This is a genomic window from Brachybacterium paraconglomeratum (assembly GCF_039541415.1).
Taxonomy (GTDB): Bacteria; Actinomycetota; Actinomycetes; order Actinomycetales; family Dermabacteraceae; genus Brachybacterium; species Brachybacterium paraconglomeratum_A.
The window spans coordinates 68903-85581 of record NZ_BAABGE010000007.1; the positions used below are offsets into that span (position 1 = coordinate 68903).

A 16679-nucleotide genomic window follows, 5' to 3' on the forward strand; every position below is an offset into this window, starting at 1 on the left:
ACCAGGCAGAAGGCTATCCACGTCCTCTCCGAGGTGCAATCCGAGGTGCGATCAGTTCTCGAAGACGGTGCGGGCAGGCTCCGAGCTCACCGAGGCCACCAGCTGCGTCGCCAGCTCCCGCAGCGTGACCTTGCGGTGGTTGGAGGCGGTTTTGAGCATCGTCACCGCCTCGTCCTGGCTGCACCGGTTCTGTCCCATGATCACGCCTACCGCCAGGTCGATCACCGTCCAGGACTCGAGCGCTGGCCGGAGGTCGATCTCCGACTCGCGCTGTCGCGCCAGTCGTACCGCCAGCCGCAGCGGATCCGCCACAGGGTCATCACACGCGCAGCACGCGAAAGGGTCAACAGGTGACCGCCCCCTGTGCAGGTTGCGGCCCTCGACCGATCGGACGGACCTCCGCAGCGGTGACTGCCTAGAGTGATCACCCACGAGAGGACACGGCGTTCTGCACCCCATGGAGAGCACGGTGAGGACGATGAGCTGGACAGTCATGCGACAGGTGCGCCAGCTGATCCTGCTAGGGGTCCTTCTGCTGGTGGCCGCGGGCTGCCAGGGAAACTTCCCCGCCGACGCGCAGGGCACCCTGGACCGGGCGACCGAGGGTGAGCTCCGGGTCGGCATCGCTGAGAACGCACCCTGGACGGAGGTCGCCCCCGACGGCTCTGTCAGCGGCACCGAGGTCGAGCTGCTGAACGACTACGCAGAGACGATCGATGCCGAGATCCGCTGGATCCCCGGAGGTGAGAACATGCTGGCTGCCGAGATGAAGGAGGGACACCTTGATCTGGTGATCGGCGGGCTCGCCTCGGACGTCCCTTGGACCTCGGAGATCGCGCTGACCCGCCCCTACGCCACTGCTCAGGGTCCGGACGGGAAGCCGGTGGACATCGTGATGGGCGTGCGACCGGGGGAGAACGCCCTGCTGGTGGACCTCGAGAGATACCTCGCCGAACGAGCAGGTGAGCTGTGAGCGGCAGAGAGCCGGAGGCCGGCGAGGAGGACACCGGATCGGGGCACGACGCCTTCGGAGCCGCACAGCGCGATGCGCTCCAGCGAGCCGTCCGCCTGGAATGGATCACGCTGGCCTGGATGACCTGCACTGTCGTGCTGGTCGCGCTCGTCGCCGGTCAGTCCCAGGCGATGCGGGCGGCCTGGGCAGAGGACATGCTCTCGCTGCTCCCCCCGATCGCCTTCCTCGTCGCGACCCGGCGGATCCGCAAGGCACCGAACCGTCGCCACCCCTACGGCTACCACCGATCCATCGGCGTCGCACATCTGGTCGCTGCGATCGCGCTGCTGACGATGGGCGCCTATCTGGCGTACGACTCGGTGGCGGGCCTGGTCACGGTCGAGCGCCCGCCGATCGGGCTCACCGTGCTGTTCGGGCATGCGATCTGGTCCGGCTGGTTGATGGTCATCGTCATGGTGGTGACGAGCATCGGCCCGGTGATCCTGGGGCTGAAGAAGCTGAAGCTCTCCGAACAGCTGCACGACAAGGTCCTGTTCGCAGACGCCGACATGAGCAAGGCGGACTGGACCACGGCGGTCGCCACCATCGCCGGCGTGCTCGGAGTGGGGCTGGGTCTGTGGTGGGCGGATGCCACCGCAGCGCTGCTGGTGTCCCTCTCGATCCTCCGCGACGGGGTGAAGAATCTGCGCGGTTCCATCGGCGGCCTCACCGACACCGAGGCCCGCACCTATGACGATTCCGAGCCCCACCCGCTGACCCGCCAGATCGAAGTGCGAGCGGGGCAGGAGCCGTGGGTGGGCGAGGCTGCTGCCCGTGTCCGCGACCAGGGGCATGTCTTCCATGCCGAGGTGTTCGTCGTCCCCTGCCCGGGGGTCGAGCCGTCGGTTCGCCAGGTCGCCGATCTGCGTGACCAGATCCATGAGCTCGACTGGAAGGTCCATGACGTGGTCGTGGCCCCGGTTCCCGAACTGCCCCCGCGGCAGACCTTTCGGTCGACACTGCGGACATGAACGGCGATCGCCCCTAGCGTGGAGAATCCCCGAGATCACACCGGAAGGCGGGACCATGAGAGCAGTGACCTGGCAGGGCACCGAGCGTGTGAGCGTGGAGACCGTGCCCGACCCGATACTCCACGACCCCACCGACGCGATCATCCGCGTCACCTCGACCGCGATCTGCGGCTCGGACCTGCATCTCTACGAGGTGCTCGGGCCCTTCATGACCGCCGGCGACATCATCGGCCACGAACCGATGGGAATCGTCGAGGAGGTCGGCGAGGGCGTCACCCACGTGCGGCCCGGCGACCGCGTCGTCGTCCCCTTCACCATCTCCTGCGGCCACTGCGCCATGTGCTCCCAGGGGCTGCCTTCGCAGTGCGAGACCACCCAGGTCACCGAGCACAACTCCGGCGCCGCACTCCTCGGCTACTCGAAGCTGTACGGCCAGGTGCCCGGCGGCCAGGCCGAGCTCCTCAGAGTGCCGCACGCCGACTACGGGCTGATGAAGGTCGGCACCGAGCTCCCCGACGAGAACTACCTCTTCCTCAGCGACATCCTCCCCACCGCCTGGCAGGCGGTGCAGTACGCCGGGGTCCCCGCCCATCGCACCCTCACCGTGATCGGGCTCGGGCCGGTCGGCCAGCTGTGTGCCAGGATCGGCCGCCACCTGGGGGCGAGGGTCTTCGGCATCGATCCGGTGCCCGAGCGTCGCGCCATGGCCGAACGCCACGGCATAAAGGTCCTCGATCTCGGCGAGGACGCCGTCGGTGAGATCCGCGAGCGCACCCAGGGGCGCGGCCCCGATGCGGTGATCGACGCCGTGGGAATGGAAGCCGAGGGCAGTCCCGTCGCGGGCCTCGCCCAGACCATCGCGGGCAAGCTTCCCGATGCCGTGGCCCGTCCCCTCATGGAGCACGCCGGCGTGGACCGGCTCGCGGCCCTCCACACGGCCATCGATCTGGTGCGACGCGGTGGCACCGTCTCGCTGTCCGGGGTGTACGGCGGTGCAGCCAGCCCCATGCCGCTGCTGACGATGTTCGACAAGCAGCTCCAGCTGCGCATGGGTCAGTGCAACGTGCGCGCCTGGACAGGCGACCTGCTGCCGCTGGTCGAGGATCCCGCCGATCCGCTCGGAGTCGGGGACCTCGTCACCCACCGGCTGCCGCTCGAGGAGGCTGCAGTGGGCTACGACCTGTTCCAGAAGAAGCACGACGGCTGCATCAAGGTCATCCTCGACCCGACCATCGCGGCTGCGCCGTCGGAAGTCCCCTGAACGGCATGCAGGCCGTCCGCCCACCACTGACCCAGCCCGATAACGCCCCCGCAGGAGGAACCCCATGGCAGACCAGCTCACCTTCACCGATCCCGTCACCCGCTTCCCCGACATCACCCCGCCGAAGCAGGACCAGCCCGAGCCCGGCCTCGACGCGGAGCTGATCCCCGGCACCGACCGGGGCGAGGAGTCCTACCGCGGCACCGGCCGCCTGAAAGGGCGGAAGGCGCTCATCACCGGCGCTGATTCCGGCATCGGTGCCGCCGTCGCGATCGCCTTCGCCCGCGAGGGCGCCGACGTCGCACTGAACTACCTCCCGCAGGAGGAGGAGGACGCCCAGCACATCGCCGAGGTGATCCGCAAGGAGGGTCGAAAAGCCGTGCTCCTGCCCGGGGACCTGATCGACGCGGACTTCTGCCGCAGCCTGGTCGCGGACGCGGTGCGGGAGCTCGACGGGCTCGACGCGCTGGTGAACAATGCAGGCCGCCAGATCGCGGTGGAGAGCCTCGAGGAGATCGAAGATCAGCAGTGGGTGGACACCTTCGCGGTGAACATCCACGCGATGTTCCGCATCACCCAGGCTGCGCTTCCGCACCTGCCCGCCGGCTCCACCATCGTGAACACCACCTCGATCCAGGCGTATCAGCCCTCGCCGACGCTCGTGGACTATGCCTCGACCAAGGCGGCGATCAACAACTTCACCAAGGGACTCGCGCAGCAGGTCGCCTCCCGCGGCATCCGGGTCAACGCGGTGGCCCCGGGCCCGATCTGGACACCCCTGCAGGTCTCGGACGGGCAACCGAAGGAGGCCCTGCCCGAGTTCGGGAAGGACACCCCGCTCGGCCGTGCCGGACAGCCCACCGAACTCGCCCCGGCGTACGTCTTCCTCACCTCGCCCGAGTCGAGCTACGTGCTGGGCGAGACCCTCGCCGTCACCGGAGGGAGCCCCACCCCGTGAGCGGCCCGAGCAGCGCGCTGCTGCTGATCGATCTGCAGGAGGACTACTTCGAGGCGCCGGCGCTGGCACGGGCGCGCCCCGAGGTGACCCGCTCGGCCATAGCCCTCGCCGAGGCCGCGCGCCGTGCTGAGGTGCCGATCCTCCTGATCACCACCGAGCACAGCCGGGACCGCTCGACCTGGACGCTGAACATGCTCGACGACGATCAGGGCTACCTGTTCCACGGGGATCCCGGCACCGAGGTCGTCCAGGAGCTCGACACCACGGGCATGACGCGGATCGAGAAGACCCGTGACAGTGCGTTCTTCGGCACCGATCTGCTGCTGCGCCTGCGCAATCTGCAGGTGGAACAGGTGGTGATGGCCGGCGTCTCCACCCATGCCTGCATCGCCCAGACCGCCCGTGACGCCTATGCGAACAATGTCCGGGCAGTGATCATCACCGAGGCGGTGGCCGATGAGAGGGCGGACCATATGGAGAAGGTGCTCGATCAGCTCACCGGTGACCGCCAGGCGGAGCTTGCGACGGTGAAGGAGACCATCGGACGGTGGACCGGGTGAGGACCCGTCCGGTCCATCCAGTCCGACGATTCCGGCGCGCGCCGGGACTCGGGACAGCTCAGCTGCGAGTGGAGGTGGGCTCCGGCTCCTCGGCGCGGAGGAAGGCCTCGACCTGCTTGGCGAGATCCCCGAGCGGGGCGTCGTCGTAGCGCTGGTGCTGGAGCGGTCGGACCGTCTTCTCACGAACCGCGAGATTCAGCACCACGGCCAGCAGTGCACGACCCACGAAGGCAGGGTCGGTGTCCTCGCGCAGCAGGCCCTTCTCGGCCAGCGAGAGGAAGCAAGTCTCGAGAATATGCTCGTGGACCCGACGCAACCTCGCCAGCCGAAAGCGGCCGGGGTGCTCCTCGCTGACGCTCTCGGCGTCGAGGGTGGCCAGCAGCCGGATCGGCAGGGAGGCCGGATGCCATACCTGGGCGAGACCGCGCAGCAGTGCGCTGCGGTCGCCCTCCATCTCATGGATTCGGTCCAGTGCGGACTGGGCATGCTCTTCCATCCGGTCGATCACACCATCGAGCAGAGCATCCTTCGAGCCGAAGTGATGCAGCATGCCGGAATGGGAGATGCCGATGTGGCTCGAGATGTCTCGCAGGCTGGAGCCGTGGTACCCGTGCTCGGCGAACATCTCGGCGGCGCCGTCGAGTATCTCCTCGCGCCGTCCGCTGCGCGCCGGGACCTCTTCCCGAGAACGATCGTGCGGGGCACCTGGGGTGCCGGGGCCGGCCGGCGTCGGCGTGAGCCCCGGAGCACCGGGCGCAGGGCTGGCGGCCAGCACGCTCTCCATCGGTGCCGAATCCATCACGGCCTCGATCGTGACATCCGGACTGTCAGGGGCGGTCTTCTCGGTCATTAATCTCCTCGATCATTCCCGCATCCCGCCTGCGCGGACTCGACTCCCGTCGCGGCGTACGTGCGGCTGGGCGGAACTTATGGCCGGTCTCACTACCCGCTAGGAATTCTAGTCCCTGCAGGTGCTTCCGGTCATCGTCCAGACGCCGCGTCCTCCGGACGAGCACGCGCGGCAGCACTGCTCCAGTGAGGCGAGGAGAGAGTCGAGGAGCGCAGGAGCGCACGAGTCAGGAGCGCACGAGGCGGGCGATCGCCGCGGAGGCTTCCTTGAGCTTCAGCTCGGCCTCGTCACCACCGGTGCGGGCGGCGTCGAGCACGCAGTGCTGGAGATGGTCATCCAGCAGCCCCATCGCCACCCCGTCCAGTGCACTCTTCAGCGCGCTGATCTGGGTGAGGATGTCGATGCAGTACTTCTCCTCGTCGACCATGCGGTGCAGGCCGCGAGCCTGGCCCTCGACACGCTTGAGCCGGGCGAGGTACCGGGACTTGTCGGAGATGTAGCCGTGGTGATGCTCAGGCTCCTCCGGGACGGCAGCGGGGCCGGGCATGGCATCGGTGGTGGTCAAGGGTTCCTCCAACGGCGAGAGCGGGACGGGGCAGGTGCACGGGCGTGCGATGGATCGTGGGCGGTGGGCGTTCAGACCGCCGCGGCGGAAGACCGTGCCGCCGGGGCAGAGGGGGCGGTGGCCGGGGTGCCTGACGCAACGGTATGCGCCCAGCTGCGGAACGAACGCAGCCGCAGGCTGTTGCCCACCACGAACACGCTCGAGAAGGCCATCGCGGCACCGGCCAGCATCGGATTCAGCAGACCCAGCGCGGCCAGCGGGATCGCCGCGATGTTGTAGGCGAAGGCCCAGAACAGGTTGCCCTTGATGGTGCCGAGGGTACGGCGTGAGAGCCGGATCGCGTCGGCCACGCTGCGCAGGTCGCCGCGCACCAGGGTGATGTCCGAGGCCTCGATGGCGACATCGGTGCCGGTGCCCATGGCCAGGCCCAGATCAGCCTGGGCGAGCGCGGCGGCGTCGTTCACGCCGTCTCCCACCATCGCCACCACCTTGCCCTTGGCCTGCAGGCGGCTGACGACATCGATCTTGTCCTGGGGGAGGACCTCCGCGATGACCTCTTCGATGCCGACCTCTGTGGCGATCTGCTCGGCGGCGGCCCGATTGTCACCGGTGAGCAGGATCGGGGTGAGCCCCAGGCCCCTCAGCTGTGCGATCGCCTCAGCACTGGTGGACTTGACGGTGTCGGAGACGACGAGCACGCCCCGTGCCTGGTCCTCCCAGAAGACGACGACCGCGGTCTGCCCGCGGGATTCTGCGGCGGCCTTAGCCTCCGCCAGCTGCGGCGGCAGCTGCTGGCCCTGGACCAGAGTGGTGCGGCCGACGAGCACGGAGCGCCCTTCGACCATCCCGCGCACGCCTCGGCCCTCGAGGTTCTCGAAGTTCTCGACGGTGGGCAGCTCGCCGATTTCCTCGGTGGCACCCTTCGCGACCGCCTGGGCGATCGGATGCTCGGAGGCTTCCTCGACCGCGCCGGCGAGTCGCAGCAGCTCGCTGCGCTCCACGCCATCGGCCGTGACCACGTCGGCCAGGGTCATCTTCCCGGTGGTGACGGTGCCGGTCTTGTCGAGCACCACAGTGTCGATCTTCCGGGTGGACTCGAGCACCTCGGGACCCTTGATGAGGATGCCCATCTGAGCACCGCGACCGGTTCCCACCAGCAGCGCCGTGGGAGTCGCGAGGCCGAGCGCGCAGGGGCAGGCGATGATCAGCACGGCGACCGCGGCGGTGAACGCCGCCTCGAGCGGGAAACCGGCACCGATCCAGGCACCGAGCACGACGACGGCGAAGGCGATCACGATCGGCACGAAGATCCCCGAGACCCGATCCGCCAGGCGCTGGATATCGGCCTTGCCCGACTGGGCGTCCTCGACCATCTTCGCCATCTGGGCGAGCTGGGTGTCGCCGCCCACGCGGGTGGCCCGCACCAGCAGGCGACCGCCCGCGTTGACGGTCGCGCCGGTGACCGCGTCGCCCACGCCGACCTCGACCGGAACGGACTCGCCGGTCAGCATCGAGGCATCCACTGCCGAGGTGCCGGAATCGACGATGCCGTCGGTGGCGATCTTCTCGCCGGGTCGGACCACGAAGATGTCTCCGACGGAGAGGTCCGCGACCGGAAGGCGGGTCTCGACGCCGTCGCGCATCACGGCGACGTCCTTCGCGCCCATGTCCAGCAGGGCTCGCAGCGCGGCCCCGGCCTGCCGCTTCGAGCGCTTCTCGAAGTAGCGGCCCAGCAGGATGAACATGGTCACGCCTGCCGCGACCTCGAGGTAGATGTTCGCCGCTCCGTCCGAGGGGCCGATGGTCAGGGAGAACTCATGGGTCATCCCAGGAACGCCCGCTGTGCCGAGGAACAGGGCGTAGAGCGACCACAGGAAGGCGGCGATGGTGCCCACAGAGATCAGGGTGTCCATCGTGGCCGCGCCATGGCGCAGATTGACGGCGGCTGCGCGGTGGAAGGGCCACGCGGCCCAGACGATCACGGGAGCGGTGAGCGCGAGGACAGCCCACTGCCAGTAGGTGAACTGCAGCGCCGGGATCATCGAGATCAGGATCACCGGAACCGACAGCAGCACCGAGCCGATCAGGCGGTGGCGGAGCGAGGTCAGCTCCGGGTCCTCACGCTCGTGCGCTCCTGACGTCTCCTGCTCCGCCTCGGGCGGGGTGGGGAGGGCGGCGGTGTAGCCGGTCTGCTCGACCACCGTGACCAGATCCCGCGGGTCATAGTCCTCGGGCACGGTGACCCGCGCCTTCTCCGTCGCGTAGTTGACCGCAGCGGTGACCCCGTCGAGCTTGTTCAGCTTCCGCTCGATCCGATTCGCGCACGAGGCGCAGGTCATCCCACCGATCTCGAGTTCGATATCGGTGGTGATCACCTGCAGCGGGGACGGGGGAGTGGTCATGATGGGCCTTTTCTCTCTCGCGAATCCGAGGAATCGCGCACGGACGGGACTGGAGTGGCAGAGCTCGGCGGAGGGGAGCAGCCGGTCAGTGGCCGGAGCCACCGGAATTCGACCAGCTGTCCACCCACTCCGAGGGGACCAGCACCCCGGCCAGCAGGTACGACGCGAAGAACAGCGCCACCAGCAGCAGGCCGTACAGTGCGACGGTGGTGCCGGCCTTCATCAGGCGCGCACCGCTGAATAGCCGGCCTCGGTGACAGCTGCGAGCACCGCGGCCTCATCCACCGGCTGCTCGGAGGAGACGCTCAGCAGACCGGTCTCGTGGCTGACCTCGACGCCCTGGACCCCGGCCAGCTCGCTGACCTCTTCGCGCACGGACATCTCGCAGTGGCCGCAGGTCATGCCGGTCACCTGGAACTGGGTGGTGGTTGCGCTCATGGGGTTCTCCTTGCTCTCGGGATACCCCGGCGGGGTATCGGCTCCTCCTATTTATACCCCCAAGGGGTATGGGGGGCAAGGATGATCGATTCTCGCGGGGGTGTCGCCCGTCACTCCCAGGTGCTTCGATGGGGTCATGAGCATCGACTCCCTGACCATCATCCAGCAGGAAGCGGACCGACTGGCCACCGTCCTCGCGGCCACCGATCCCGCACAGCGGGTCCCCACCTGCCCCGACTGGACCGCAGCGGACCTCCTGTGGCATCTCACCGAGGTCCATGAGTTCTGGGCGGCGATCCTCGCCTCCCGAGCCACCACCGAGCAGGAGGTGATGGCGATCGAGGAGGCGAAGGCCCCGCGCCCCGCTGAGCAGGACGTGCTGAGTGCCCGCCGCGAGGCCGCGACGAAGTCCCTCCTCGCCCAGCTCACTGCGCGCAGCGACGAGGAGGCCGCCTGGTTCTGGTTCTCCCAGGAGCAGACCGTCGGCGTCACCCGCCGGATGCAGACCCACGAGGCGACCATCCACCGGGTGGATGCCGAGCTCACCGCCGGTCGCCCGGTCACCTCGATCAGTCCCGAGGTGGCTGCGGCAGGACTGGACCATGTCCTGCGCGTGATGTGGCCGGCCGGCCATGAATGGATCCCCGACTGGGCGAGCACGACGCCGGTCGCCGCGATCGAGATCCGTCCCGACGGTGGCGCACCCCAGCTGCTGGGCATCAGCCGCTGGTCCGGCACGAGACCACGGGATGGGCAGGAGTTCGACGCGCCCGTCGGCCGGCTGCTCGAGGAGCCCGCTGACGCCGAGGGCCTCCCGCGGGCCACCGTCTCCGGCAGCGCGATCAGCGTGAACCTCTGGGCCTGGGGACGCGCCCAGGCGCTCGACCACCTCGCGGACGGCCCGGACGCCGTCGAGATCCACGGGGACCCCGAGGCCATCAGGCAGCTCGAGGCGCTGATCGCCGAGGGGCACGACTGAGCCCTCACGACTGACCCCTCACGACTGAGCCCTCACGACTGAGCCCCCACGGCAGTGGCACTCCACCCCCGCGGTGCAGGACCGCCGCGGTTCCCCCGCGCCGGGGTCAGCTGCGTGGGGTGAGGACCACCGGGGCATGCGCCCAGCCGCCCACCGGAGCGACCTCGCGCTCTCCCACAGTCTCTGCGGCGTGCACATCGGCCACCGCGAGCAGCTCCTGGAGCACGACCACCAGCTCGAGCGTGGCCAGCGGACGACCCGGACAGACGTGCGTGCCGATGCCGTAGACCAGGTTCTGCGCGCCATGCGCCTGCTCATCGAAGCGGTTCGGGTCCGCGAAGACCCGCTCGTCGCGGTTCGCGGAGGTCCAGTGGATCAGCACCCGCTCACCCGCCCCGATCTGGTGCCCGGCGAGCGAGACCGGGCAGGTGGTCACGCGGCGATTGGAGACGAAGGGGTCATCGATCCGCAGCAGTTCGTCGACGATCGCCGCCGACTCGGTGAAGGTCCCGTGGCGCAGGCGCTCGGTGAGCGCGGGAGCGTCCGCAAGCGCGGTCAGCAGCACCCCCGTGCACAGGGCGATCGAGCCGAGGTCGCCTCCGGTCCAGTTGCGCAGGATCGAGACGATCTCCTCCTCGCGCAGCGCGCGCTGCGTCGACCCTGGGATCTCAGGATCCGGCAGCTTCACCTGCACCCGCATCAGCTCCGTGGTCAGGTCTTCCGGGGCGTCCGCGCCGAGCGCCCTCCGCGGTGCCACGACGGAGCGGATCAGGGTGTCGAAGCGTTCGGCGACCTCTGTGGTGCGGGAGAGTTCTCGGGAGCGGGAGGCTTCATGGTTGTCGCTCATCCATTGCAGCAGCTCGGGCTCCAGCGCGGTGGGCCAGCCGAGCCAGGCGGTCTGGGCGCGCACCGCGAACACCGCGCCGAGCGCCGCGACGGCATCGATCTCGGTACCGGTCGCGTCGACATCCGCCATCAGCTCCTCGACCAGCTCTGCCGCGACGGTGCGGACCGTCGGCTCCAGGGCCTCCATCCGCTCGGGAGCGAAGAACGGATCGGTCGCCTCCCGGAAAGCGGCATGCTCCTCGCCGTCCAATCCGTTGGGCACCTGCAGGAAGCGGGAGACGGCGGAGGAGAAGGTCTCATGATCGGTGGCGACAGCGACGGCCTCCGGATGCCCGAGCACCACCCAGGTGCCGTCGGGGGTGCGTGCGAGCGGTGCCTCGGAGCGCTGCTCGTCGGTGGCGGTGAGGGGTTCGAGTCCCGTCGGATCGAAGGTGGGAGCGCTCATCTGATCACCGTACTGCGGGTTCGGCCTCGCGGGCCGGGACTTGGGCAGGTCGCAGTCGTCCCTCGAGCAGATGCACCGCGGTGGCGACCGCGAAGAACGCCACCAGCACCACGGCCGTGGTGATCAGCACCTGCGACCAGGAGGTCGCCGTCGGATCCAGGAACTCGTAGGGGTACCAGCCGGTCAGCCCGCCGCGCACCCAGGTGCCCGCCAGGAACACCACCGGGAACAGCTGCCACCACAGGATGCGGCGAGCGGACGGTGCGCGGCGGCGGGCCGTCAGCAGCCAGTCCAGGAGCGCCGCGACCGGCGCCAGGCGATGCAGCACGATCCCTGTCCAGCCGGTGTCCCAGCGCAGCAGCTCGTCCAGCGGCGCGACCAGCAGCGCATAGATGATCCCGGTCATCGCCAGGTAGAAGGTGACCGCTCCGCGCACATCCTCGAACCACGCAGGCCGGCGCGTGCCCAGCGCCATCCCGGCGACGATGAGCACCACGTAGAACAGGTTCGACTGATTGGTGAAGTAGGAGAGGTTCTGTGCGAACAATCCGTCCCGAGCATCGCCCACCGCATTGGAGACCAGCGCGGCGAGGATCAGCAGTGCGATCAGCAGGCGCGCCGCTCGGGCGGCTGCGGTCATGAGCCGTGGGGCCAGGTGTCGCGCACCTCGGCTCCGCCCTCGACGACGTGCTCGACGGCTCCGGGCAGGCTCGTCCAGGAGTCCTGGGGGCGGTAGCCGAGCTCGAGCTGGGTATTGGTGAGCGACCAGCGCCGGTTGGGGTTGTCGGAGATCGCGTAGTAGAGGCCGAAGGTCACCTCGGCCTCGATCGCGCGGCGGACCACCTGGGTGCAATCTGCGGGGCTGAGCCACATCGCGCGCAGGATGTCCTCCTCCGCGGCGAGCGGGTCTTCGCTGAACCAGCCGATGCGCAGGTTGATGACGTCCAGCCCGTGCTCGTCGTGGTAGAACCGGCCGAGCGCCTCGCCGAAGATCTTCGAGACGCCGTAGAGGGAATCCCCCCGGGGCAGCTGATGCGGGTAGACGGGCCATTCCTCGTGGCGGTCGTACATGCCCATCGCATGATTGGAGGAGGCGAGCACCACGCGGCGCCCGCCCGCCTCGCGCGCGGCCTCCAGCACATTGCGCACCCCGATGAGGTTCGCCTCGAGGACGGCTTCCCAGCTGGATTCGGGGGAGGCGGCACCGGCCATGTGCACGACGGTGTCGATGCCATCCATCAGCCCCAGCACCTCGTCGTACGCGTCGAGCTCGGCGAGCTTCAGGGTGACTCCTGCCGGGGCCTTGTCCTGGCTGCGACCGTGGAGGACGAGGTCGTAGTGATCCGCCAGGGTGGTGGCCAGGTGGGAGCCGACGCCCCCGGTGGCTCCGGTGATCAGCACGCGTCTGTTCTGCGTCGAGTTCTTCATGGTCCCAGTATGTGCCACGGATCACTGCCTGAGGTGGCCTGGGCTCGGGTCAGACGTCGGAGGTGGGGCGAGGTCGGATCTCGGTGCGCAGGCTCTCCATGCGCTCATCGAGGTCGGCGGCGACCCGGGCGGCATCGTCCAGCTCCGACTGCAGGTGGGCGGGGAGGTGCTTGCGGTACTTGTAGGAGAGCTTGTGCTCGGTGCTGGCCCAGAAATCCATCGCGATGGTGCGCAGCTGCAGCTCGACCGGCACCAGCTCGGTGTGCTCGGAGAGATAGACGGGCACCTGGACGATGAGGTGGAGGGAACGGTAGCCGTTGGGCTTCGGGGCGGCGATGTAGTCCTTGGTCGTGAGCACTTCGAGATCGTGCTGCCGGCTGAGCATCTCCGCGATCCAGTAGACATCCGAGATGAAGCTGCAGGTGATCCGGATCCCGGCGATGTCCATGACCCGCTCGCGGATGGCGGAGACGGTCATCTCGCCGCCGGTGCGCATGGCCTTCTCGATCAGGGACTCGGTGGACTTGAGCCGGCTGCGGACGTGCTCGATGGGGCTGTACTCGTGGATCAGCTCGAACTCCTGGCGCAGGATGTTCACCTTGGTCTGCACCTCGTCGATGCCGAACTGGTAGTGCATCCGCAGTGTGGTGAGCTCCTCGTACACCTGGCGCATCCGTGCGGCCAGCTCCTCCGGATCTCCCTCTTCACGCAGAAGCTGCTGATGACGGGCGGTGACGAGCGCGCCGACCTCGCCAGGGGTGCGTGGGCGGTCCAGGGCGCGTGCGCCGTCGTCATGGGGTGCGTCGTCAGCGTCGTCGGTGCCACCAGAAACGGTGTCGTCCATATCGCGGGGGTTCCTTCCGAAGAGGACCGGAACCCTGAGAATGCCAGATCACTCTGGAGAGTCGATGGAGCCCCGGTGGTCAGAACGTGAGACAGCACTGGAGGATGCGAGCGGAGGCGGGCGACGGCAGCCGAGCCGGTCAGAGGTGGACCGCGCACTCCCGGGCGGCGGGCAGCGCGTTGAAGGTGTACAGGTGCGGTCCCTGCAGGGCGAGCCGCGGCTCCACTGCACCCGCCGCGTCCAGCTCGGCGAGCAGAGGAGCCGGATCCCAGCGGGCGGGCCCGAGCAGACGCCGCACCCCTGACTCCGACTCGGTGAGCAGGCGCAGGGAGCGGCCCACCCCGATCCGGGTGCCGATCCGCAGCAGGCGGGCCGTGCTCACCGGGACGGCGATCCCCGGCCGCACGGGCAGGTCGATGCCGGCGGCGCGCACTCCGCGGGTCCATTCCAGCAGCGGGGCGGCCGCGAAGCACATCTGGGTGACTGCGTAGGAGGCGTGCTCCGCCTTCGCCCGCAGCAGCGTCATCGCCTCCGCCTCGCCGACGAACGGGTGGCCTTCGGGGTGCACGCCGATCCCTACCGTCATCCCGGTTCCCGCTGCGGTGATCGCTTCGAGCAGTGCGAGGGCGCCCGGGAAGTCTCCGGCCGGCTGCGGAGCATCGCCCGCGATGACGAACACCTCGCCCACCCCTGCTGCAGCGAGCTGGCCCAGCAGCCCCTCCAGCTCGGCCCGGCCCCGGATCATGCGGGCGGCCAGGTGGGGTATCGCCTGGAACCCGCTCTTCGCCAGCGTGCCGGCTGCCTCGATCGTCGCCGACAGTCCCTGGGCGGGCGAGGCGGTGATCGTGACCCGCGACCCGGCCGGCAGCTGCCCGGCCACCTCGTCGACGATGCCGCGCAGCGGGATCACTTCGAACTGCGGCATGCGCTCTTCTCGTCCGGGATGTTGCGGTCCAGGGTGCTGCACCTCAGAGCGGGGCTGTGTCGAGGGAGGTGACATCGCTCTTGGGCTGCTCCTTCGTCGGATCGATGAACGGCTTGGGCACCACCACCGCGGTGACCAGATCTTCTCCCGAGAGCAGCTGCGTGCCGGGCCGTTCGGCCACATCCACGGAGAATCGGGTGCCGATCTCCGAGAGGGCGGCGGGCACGAGGGCGAGGGCGATGTTCTTCTCCAGCCGGGGTGAGAAGCAGGCGGAGGTCACCTTCCCCACCACCTGCCCGTCGTGGAGGACGGGGAAGGCATCGATCATCGAACCGTCGTTGTAGGTGCCGAGCTGCTCCCCGCCGAGCTCGAGGCCCACGAGCTTCCGTGCCGGGCCCTCGGACTTGATCCGGCGCAGCGCCTCCTTGCCGATGAAGTCGGCCTCCTGGTCGAGGTCGACCATCCAGTCGTAGCCCATGCCGACTTCGAAGGGGTTGGTGTCGACGGTGATGTCGGCCCCGTGGGCGAGCATGCCGCCCTCGATGCGGCGGATGTGGCAGGGGCCGATGACCTGCAGGCCGTGGGGCTTCCCGGCGTCGAGCACCAGCTCCCAGAGCCGCTCAGCGTCGCGGGAGGCGTGATGGACATAGATCTCGTAGCCGATCTCGCCGGTGTACCCGGTGCGGGAGACGGTCACCTCGATCCCCTCGATCGTGAAGTCCTGCAGGTAGTAGTAGCGGAGATCCGCGACCGCCTCGCCCAGCAGATCCCGCATCAGGGCGAAGGACTTCGGGCCCTGCACCTGCACCGGGCCGACGTCGATCTCCTCGATCTGCACGTCCATCCCGGCATGGGTGGCGACGCCGCGCACCCACAGCAGGATGTCGCTGTCCGCGAGGGAGAGCCAGAAGCGGTTCTCCTCCAGGCGCAGCAGGATCGGGTCGTTGAGGATCCCGCCGTGCTGGTCGGTGAGGAAGACGTACTTGCATTGCCCGACAGCGCACTTCGAGAGGTCACGGGTGACGAGCAGGTTCGTGAAGTCGAAGGCGTCCGGGCCTGAGATCTCGATCTGGCGCTCGACGCCGACGTCCCAGAGGGTCACCCCCTCCAGCAGCGCCCAGTACTCCGCGACCGGGTCGCCGTAGTGCCGGGGGTGGTACGTGTGGTTGTAGACGCTGTACATCGCGACCCCGTGACGCCGGGAGGCGTAGAAGAACGGGGACTTGCGGATGCGGGGATACAGCAGTATCTGGGGATTCGGGTTCACAGTCATTGTGGCCTCCAAGAATCGTGTCCGTAGTCCACTCTGACACTAGGATGCGTTGTACGCAATAGCATGCGCAATGCGCATCTCTTGTGGGAGGCGCGCGGGAGCGACGTCGTTCAACGGGCGAGGAAGGGGAGGTCATGAGCACCATGCATTCGGTGGAGCGCGCGGTCCGCGTGCTCGAGATCCTGGCGCGGGAGGGCGAGTGCGGGGTGGGTCGGATCGCCCAGGAGCTGGACGTCCATCAGTCGACGGGATCGCGGCTGGTCGCTGCGCTCGAGGCGCACGATCTCGTGGAGCGTCCTGCGGAGGGAGGCCCGGTGAGGCTCGGGGTCGGCATCCTCCGGCTCGCCGCCGCCACGCGCTCCCGGCTCGACCTCACCGTCCAGGGCGGGCCCGTCTGCGATGCGCTCGCCGAGAGGCTGGGGGAGACGGTCAACCTCGCCGTCTACCGCTCCGGTGCGGCGGTGAACCTCTATCAGGCTCAGGGGGCCCGCACGGTGGCCATGCATGACTGGGTCGGGGATGCGACCGTCCTGCATGCCACCTCGAGCGGGAAGATGCTGCTGGCGAACCTCCCGGCGGCGCAGGTCGAGGAGCTGCTCGTTGCCGGCCTCGAACGCTTCACCGCGAGCACCATCGTCGCCCCGGAGATCCTGCGTGCGCAGCTGCAGGAGGCGCTCGTCCGTGGCTGGGCGGTCGCGGAGGAGGAGTACGAGGAGGGGCTGAATGCGGTGGCCGCCGCGATTCACGGCCCCCAGGGAGACGTCATCGCGGCGCTGTCCGCGGCCGGTCCCGCCTACCGCCTCGGTCACGATCAGCTGGCTGCGGTCGCCGGTCAGGTGCAGGAGGCGGCTGCGGAGATCTCCCGCCGTCTGGGCCACCTCCCCGAGCTGACCGGCTGATCCAGGCCCAGCACTCCAGCGCG

At 69.0% G+C, this 16679-nt stretch carries 19 protein-coding genes; 7 read left to right on the forward strand and 12 right to left on the reverse strand.

The features are described 5' to 3' along the window. Positions 1 to 51: 51 nt before the first annotated feature. Complete coding sequence (locus ABD893_RS09615) at positions 52 to 312, reverse strand: ANTAR domain-containing protein (RefSeq protein ID WP_345078952.1); 261 nt, start codon at positions 310 to 312, stop codon at positions 52 to 54. A gap of 166 nt (positions 313 to 478) precedes the next feature. Here ABD893_RS09615 and ABD893_RS09620 point away from each other — a divergent pair, with 166 nt between their 5' ends. The 5 genes from ABD893_RS09620 (at position 479) to ABD893_RS09640 (ending at position 4762) form a co-directional block, all read left to right on the forward strand. Further along, entirely contained in the window at positions 479 to 973 is a 495-nt protein-coding gene (locus tag ABD893_RS09620; RefSeq protein ID WP_345078955.1) for a transporter substrate-binding domain-containing protein, read from the forward strand. Then, on the forward strand, positions 970 to 1983 hold the full coding sequence (locus tag ABD893_RS09625; protein WP_345078959.1) for a cation diffusion facilitator family transporter: 1014 nt from the start codon (positions 970 to 972) through the stop codon (positions 1981 to 1983). The genes ABD893_RS09620 and ABD893_RS09625 overlap by 4 nt, the downstream gene beginning before the upstream one ends. Positions 1984 to 2038: 55 nt before the next feature. Then, the gene (locus tag ABD893_RS09630) at positions 2039 to 3244 is read left to right on the forward strand and encodes an alcohol dehydrogenase catalytic domain-containing protein (protein ID WP_345078961.1); all 1206 of its coding nucleotides are present in this window, start codon (positions 2039 to 2041) and stop codon (positions 3242 to 3244) included. A 64-nt stretch (positions 3245 to 3308) separates the two neighbouring features. Further along, the gene (locus ABD893_RS09635) at positions 3309 to 4202 is read left to right on the forward strand and encodes an SDR family oxidoreductase (RefSeq protein ID WP_345078964.1); all 894 of its coding nucleotides are present in this window, start codon (positions 3309 to 3311) and stop codon (positions 4200 to 4202) included. Beyond that, on the forward strand, positions 4199 to 4762 hold the full coding sequence (locus ABD893_RS09640; RefSeq protein ID WP_345078967.1) for a cysteine hydrolase family protein: 564 nt from the start codon (positions 4199 to 4201) through the stop codon (positions 4760 to 4762). Before ABD893_RS09635 ends, ABD893_RS09640 begins: the two co-directional genes overlap by 4 nt. Before the next feature lie 58 nt (positions 4763 to 4820). Here the strand turns inward: ABD893_RS09640 and ABD893_RS09645 are convergent, their stop codons facing one another. The 5 genes from ABD893_RS09645 to ABD893_RS09665 all read right to left on the reverse strand — a co-directional run bounded on the left by ABD893_RS09645 (position 4821) and on the right by ABD893_RS09665 (position 9017). Beyond that, the gene (locus ABD893_RS09645; RefSeq protein ID WP_345078970.1) at positions 4821 to 5612 is read right to left on the reverse strand and encodes a TetR/AcrR family transcriptional regulator; all 792 of its coding nucleotides are present in this window, start codon (positions 5610 to 5612) and stop codon (positions 4821 to 4823) included. 226 nt (positions 5613 to 5838) lie between these two features. Next, a complete protein-coding gene (locus tag ABD893_RS09650; protein WP_345080754.1) occupies positions 5839 to 6159 on the reverse strand; it encodes a metal-sensitive transcriptional regulator in 321 nt (106 codons plus the stop codon). Between the two features lie 89 nt (positions 6160 to 6248). Continuing rightward, complete coding sequence (locus ABD893_RS09655) at positions 6249 to 8579, reverse strand: heavy metal translocating P-type ATPase (RefSeq protein ID WP_345078973.1); 2331 nt, start codon at positions 8577 to 8579, stop codon at positions 6249 to 6251. An 85-nt stretch (positions 8580 to 8664) separates the two neighbouring features. After that, positions 8665 to 8802, reverse strand: coding sequence for a hypothetical protein (locus tag ABD893_RS09660; RefSeq protein WP_345078976.1), 138 nt, complete (start codon positions 8800 to 8802; stop codon positions 8665 to 8667). After that, positions 8802 to 9017: a heavy-metal-associated domain-containing protein gene (locus ABD893_RS09665; RefSeq protein ID WP_299304866.1), complete on the reverse strand. Its 216-nt coding sequence runs from the start codon at positions 9015 to 9017 to the stop codon at positions 8802 to 8804. Before ABD893_RS09665 ends, ABD893_RS09660 begins: the two co-directional genes overlap by 1 nt. 136 nt (positions 9018 to 9153) lie before the next feature. Between ABD893_RS09665 and ABD893_RS09670 the strand changes: the two genes are divergently transcribed. Next, the gene (locus tag ABD893_RS09670) at positions 9154 to 9996 is read left to right on the forward strand and encodes a maleylpyruvate isomerase family mycothiol-dependent enzyme (RefSeq protein WP_345078983.1); all 843 of its coding nucleotides are present in this window, start codon (positions 9154 to 9156) and stop codon (positions 9994 to 9996) included. Positions 9997 to 10102: 106 nt separating this feature from the next. On the opposite strand, the gene ABD893_RS09675 is transcribed toward ABD893_RS09670, so the two are convergent. From ABD893_RS09675 to ABD893_RS09700, 6 genes are all read right to left on the reverse strand, one after another. Further along, positions 10103 to 11287, reverse strand: a complete 1185-nt coding sequence (locus ABD893_RS09675) for a cytochrome P450 (protein ID WP_345078985.1) — start codon at positions 11285 to 11287, stop codon at positions 10103 to 10105. A gap of 4 nt (positions 11288 to 11291) precedes the next feature. Beyond that, positions 11292 to 11927 (reverse strand): Pr6Pr family membrane protein, encoded by a 636-nt coding sequence (locus ABD893_RS09680; protein ID WP_345078988.1) that lies wholly within the window; start codon positions 11925 to 11927, stop codon positions 11292 to 11294. Continuing rightward, positions 11924 to 12715, reverse strand: a complete 792-nt coding sequence (locus ABD893_RS09685; protein WP_345078990.1) for an NAD-dependent epimerase/dehydratase family protein — start codon at positions 12713 to 12715, stop codon at positions 11924 to 11926. The genes ABD893_RS09680 and ABD893_RS09685 overlap by 4 nt, the downstream gene beginning before the upstream one ends. A 49-nt stretch (positions 12716 to 12764) precedes the next feature. Continuing rightward, positions 12765 to 13559 (reverse strand): GTP pyrophosphokinase, encoded by a 795-nt coding sequence (locus ABD893_RS09690; RefSeq protein WP_345078992.1) that lies wholly within the window; start codon positions 13557 to 13559, stop codon positions 12765 to 12767. Between the two features lie 139 nt (positions 13560 to 13698). Next, complete coding sequence (locus ABD893_RS09695; RefSeq protein ID WP_345078995.1) at positions 13699 to 14484, reverse strand: methylenetetrahydrofolate reductase; 786 nt, start codon at positions 14482 to 14484, stop codon at positions 13699 to 13701. A gap of 43 nt (positions 14485 to 14527) precedes the next feature. After that, positions 14528 to 15757 carry a glycine cleavage T C-terminal barrel domain-containing protein gene (locus ABD893_RS09700; RefSeq protein WP_345078997.1) on the reverse strand — a complete coding sequence of 410 codons (1230 nt, stop codon included), beginning with the start codon at positions 15755 to 15757 and terminating at the stop codon, positions 14528 to 14530. Between the two features lie 134 nt (positions 15758 to 15891). Here ABD893_RS09700 and ABD893_RS09705 point away from each other — a divergent pair, with 134 nt between their 5' ends. Further along, positions 15892 to 16656 carry an IclR family transcriptional regulator gene (locus ABD893_RS09705; RefSeq protein WP_345079000.1) on the forward strand — a complete coding sequence of 255 codons (765 nt, stop codon included), beginning with the start codon at positions 15892 to 15894 and terminating at the stop codon, positions 16654 to 16656. Positions 16657 to 16679 lie beyond the last annotated feature (23 nt).

Coding starts and splice junctions, on each gene's coding strand:
- ABD893_RS09620 (WP_345078955.1), top strand. CDS start 479: ATGAGCTGGACAGTCATGCGACAGGTGCGCCAGCTGATCCTGCTAGGG.
- ABD893_RS09630 (WP_345078961.1), top strand. CDS start 2,039: ATGAGAGCAGTGACCTGGCAGGGCACCGAGCGTGTGAGCGTGGAGACC.
- ABD893_RS09635 (WP_345078964.1), top strand. CDS start 3,309: ATGGCAGACCAGCTCACCTTCACCGATCCCGTCACCCGCTTCCCCGAC.
- ABD893_RS09645 (WP_345078970.1), bottom strand. CDS start 5,612: ATGACCGAGAAGACCGCCCCTGACAGTCCGGATGTCACGATCGAGGCC.
- ABD893_RS09650 (WP_345080754.1), bottom strand. CDS start 6,159: ATGCCCGGCCCCGCTGCCGTCCCGGAGGAGCCTGAGCATCACCACGGC.
- ABD893_RS09655 (WP_345078973.1), bottom strand. CDS start 8,579: ATGACCACTCCCCCGTCCCCGCTGCAGGTGATCACCACCGATATCGAA.
- ABD893_RS09660 (WP_345078976.1), bottom strand. CDS start 8,802: ATGAAGGCCGGCACCACCGTCGCACTGTACGGCCTGCTGCTGGTGGCG.
- ABD893_RS09665 (WP_299304866.1), bottom strand. CDS start 9,017: ATGAGCGCAACCACCACCCAGTTCCAGGTGACCGGCATGACCTGCGGC.
- ABD893_RS09670 (WP_345078983.1), top strand. CDS start 9,154: ATGAGCATCGACTCCCTGACCATCATCCAGCAGGAAGCGGACCGACTG.
- ABD893_RS09675 (WP_345078985.1), bottom strand. CDS start 11,287: ATGAGCGCTCCCACCTTCGATCCGACGGGACTCGAACCCCTCACCGCC.
- ABD893_RS09680 (WP_345078988.1), bottom strand. CDS start 11,927: ATGACCGCAGCCGCCCGAGCGGCGCGCCTGCTGATCGCACTGCTGATC.
- ABD893_RS09685 (WP_345078990.1), bottom strand. CDS start 12,715: ATGAAGAACTCGACGCAGAACAGACGCGTGCTGATCACCGGAGCCACC.
- ABD893_RS09690 (WP_345078992.1), bottom strand. CDS start 13,559: ATGGACGACACCGTTTCTGGTGGCACCGACGACGCTGACGACGCACCC.
- ABD893_RS09695 (WP_345078995.1), bottom strand. CDS start 14,484: ATGCCGCAGTTCGAAGTGATCCCGCTGCGCGGCATCGTCGACGAGGTG.
- ABD893_RS09700 (WP_345078997.1), bottom strand. CDS start 15,757: ATGACTGTGAACCCGAATCCCCAGATACTGCTGTATCCCCGCATCCGC.
- ABD893_RS09705 (WP_345079000.1), top strand. CDS start 15,892: ATGAGCACCATGCATTCGGTGGAGCGCGCGGTCCGCGTGCTCGAGATC.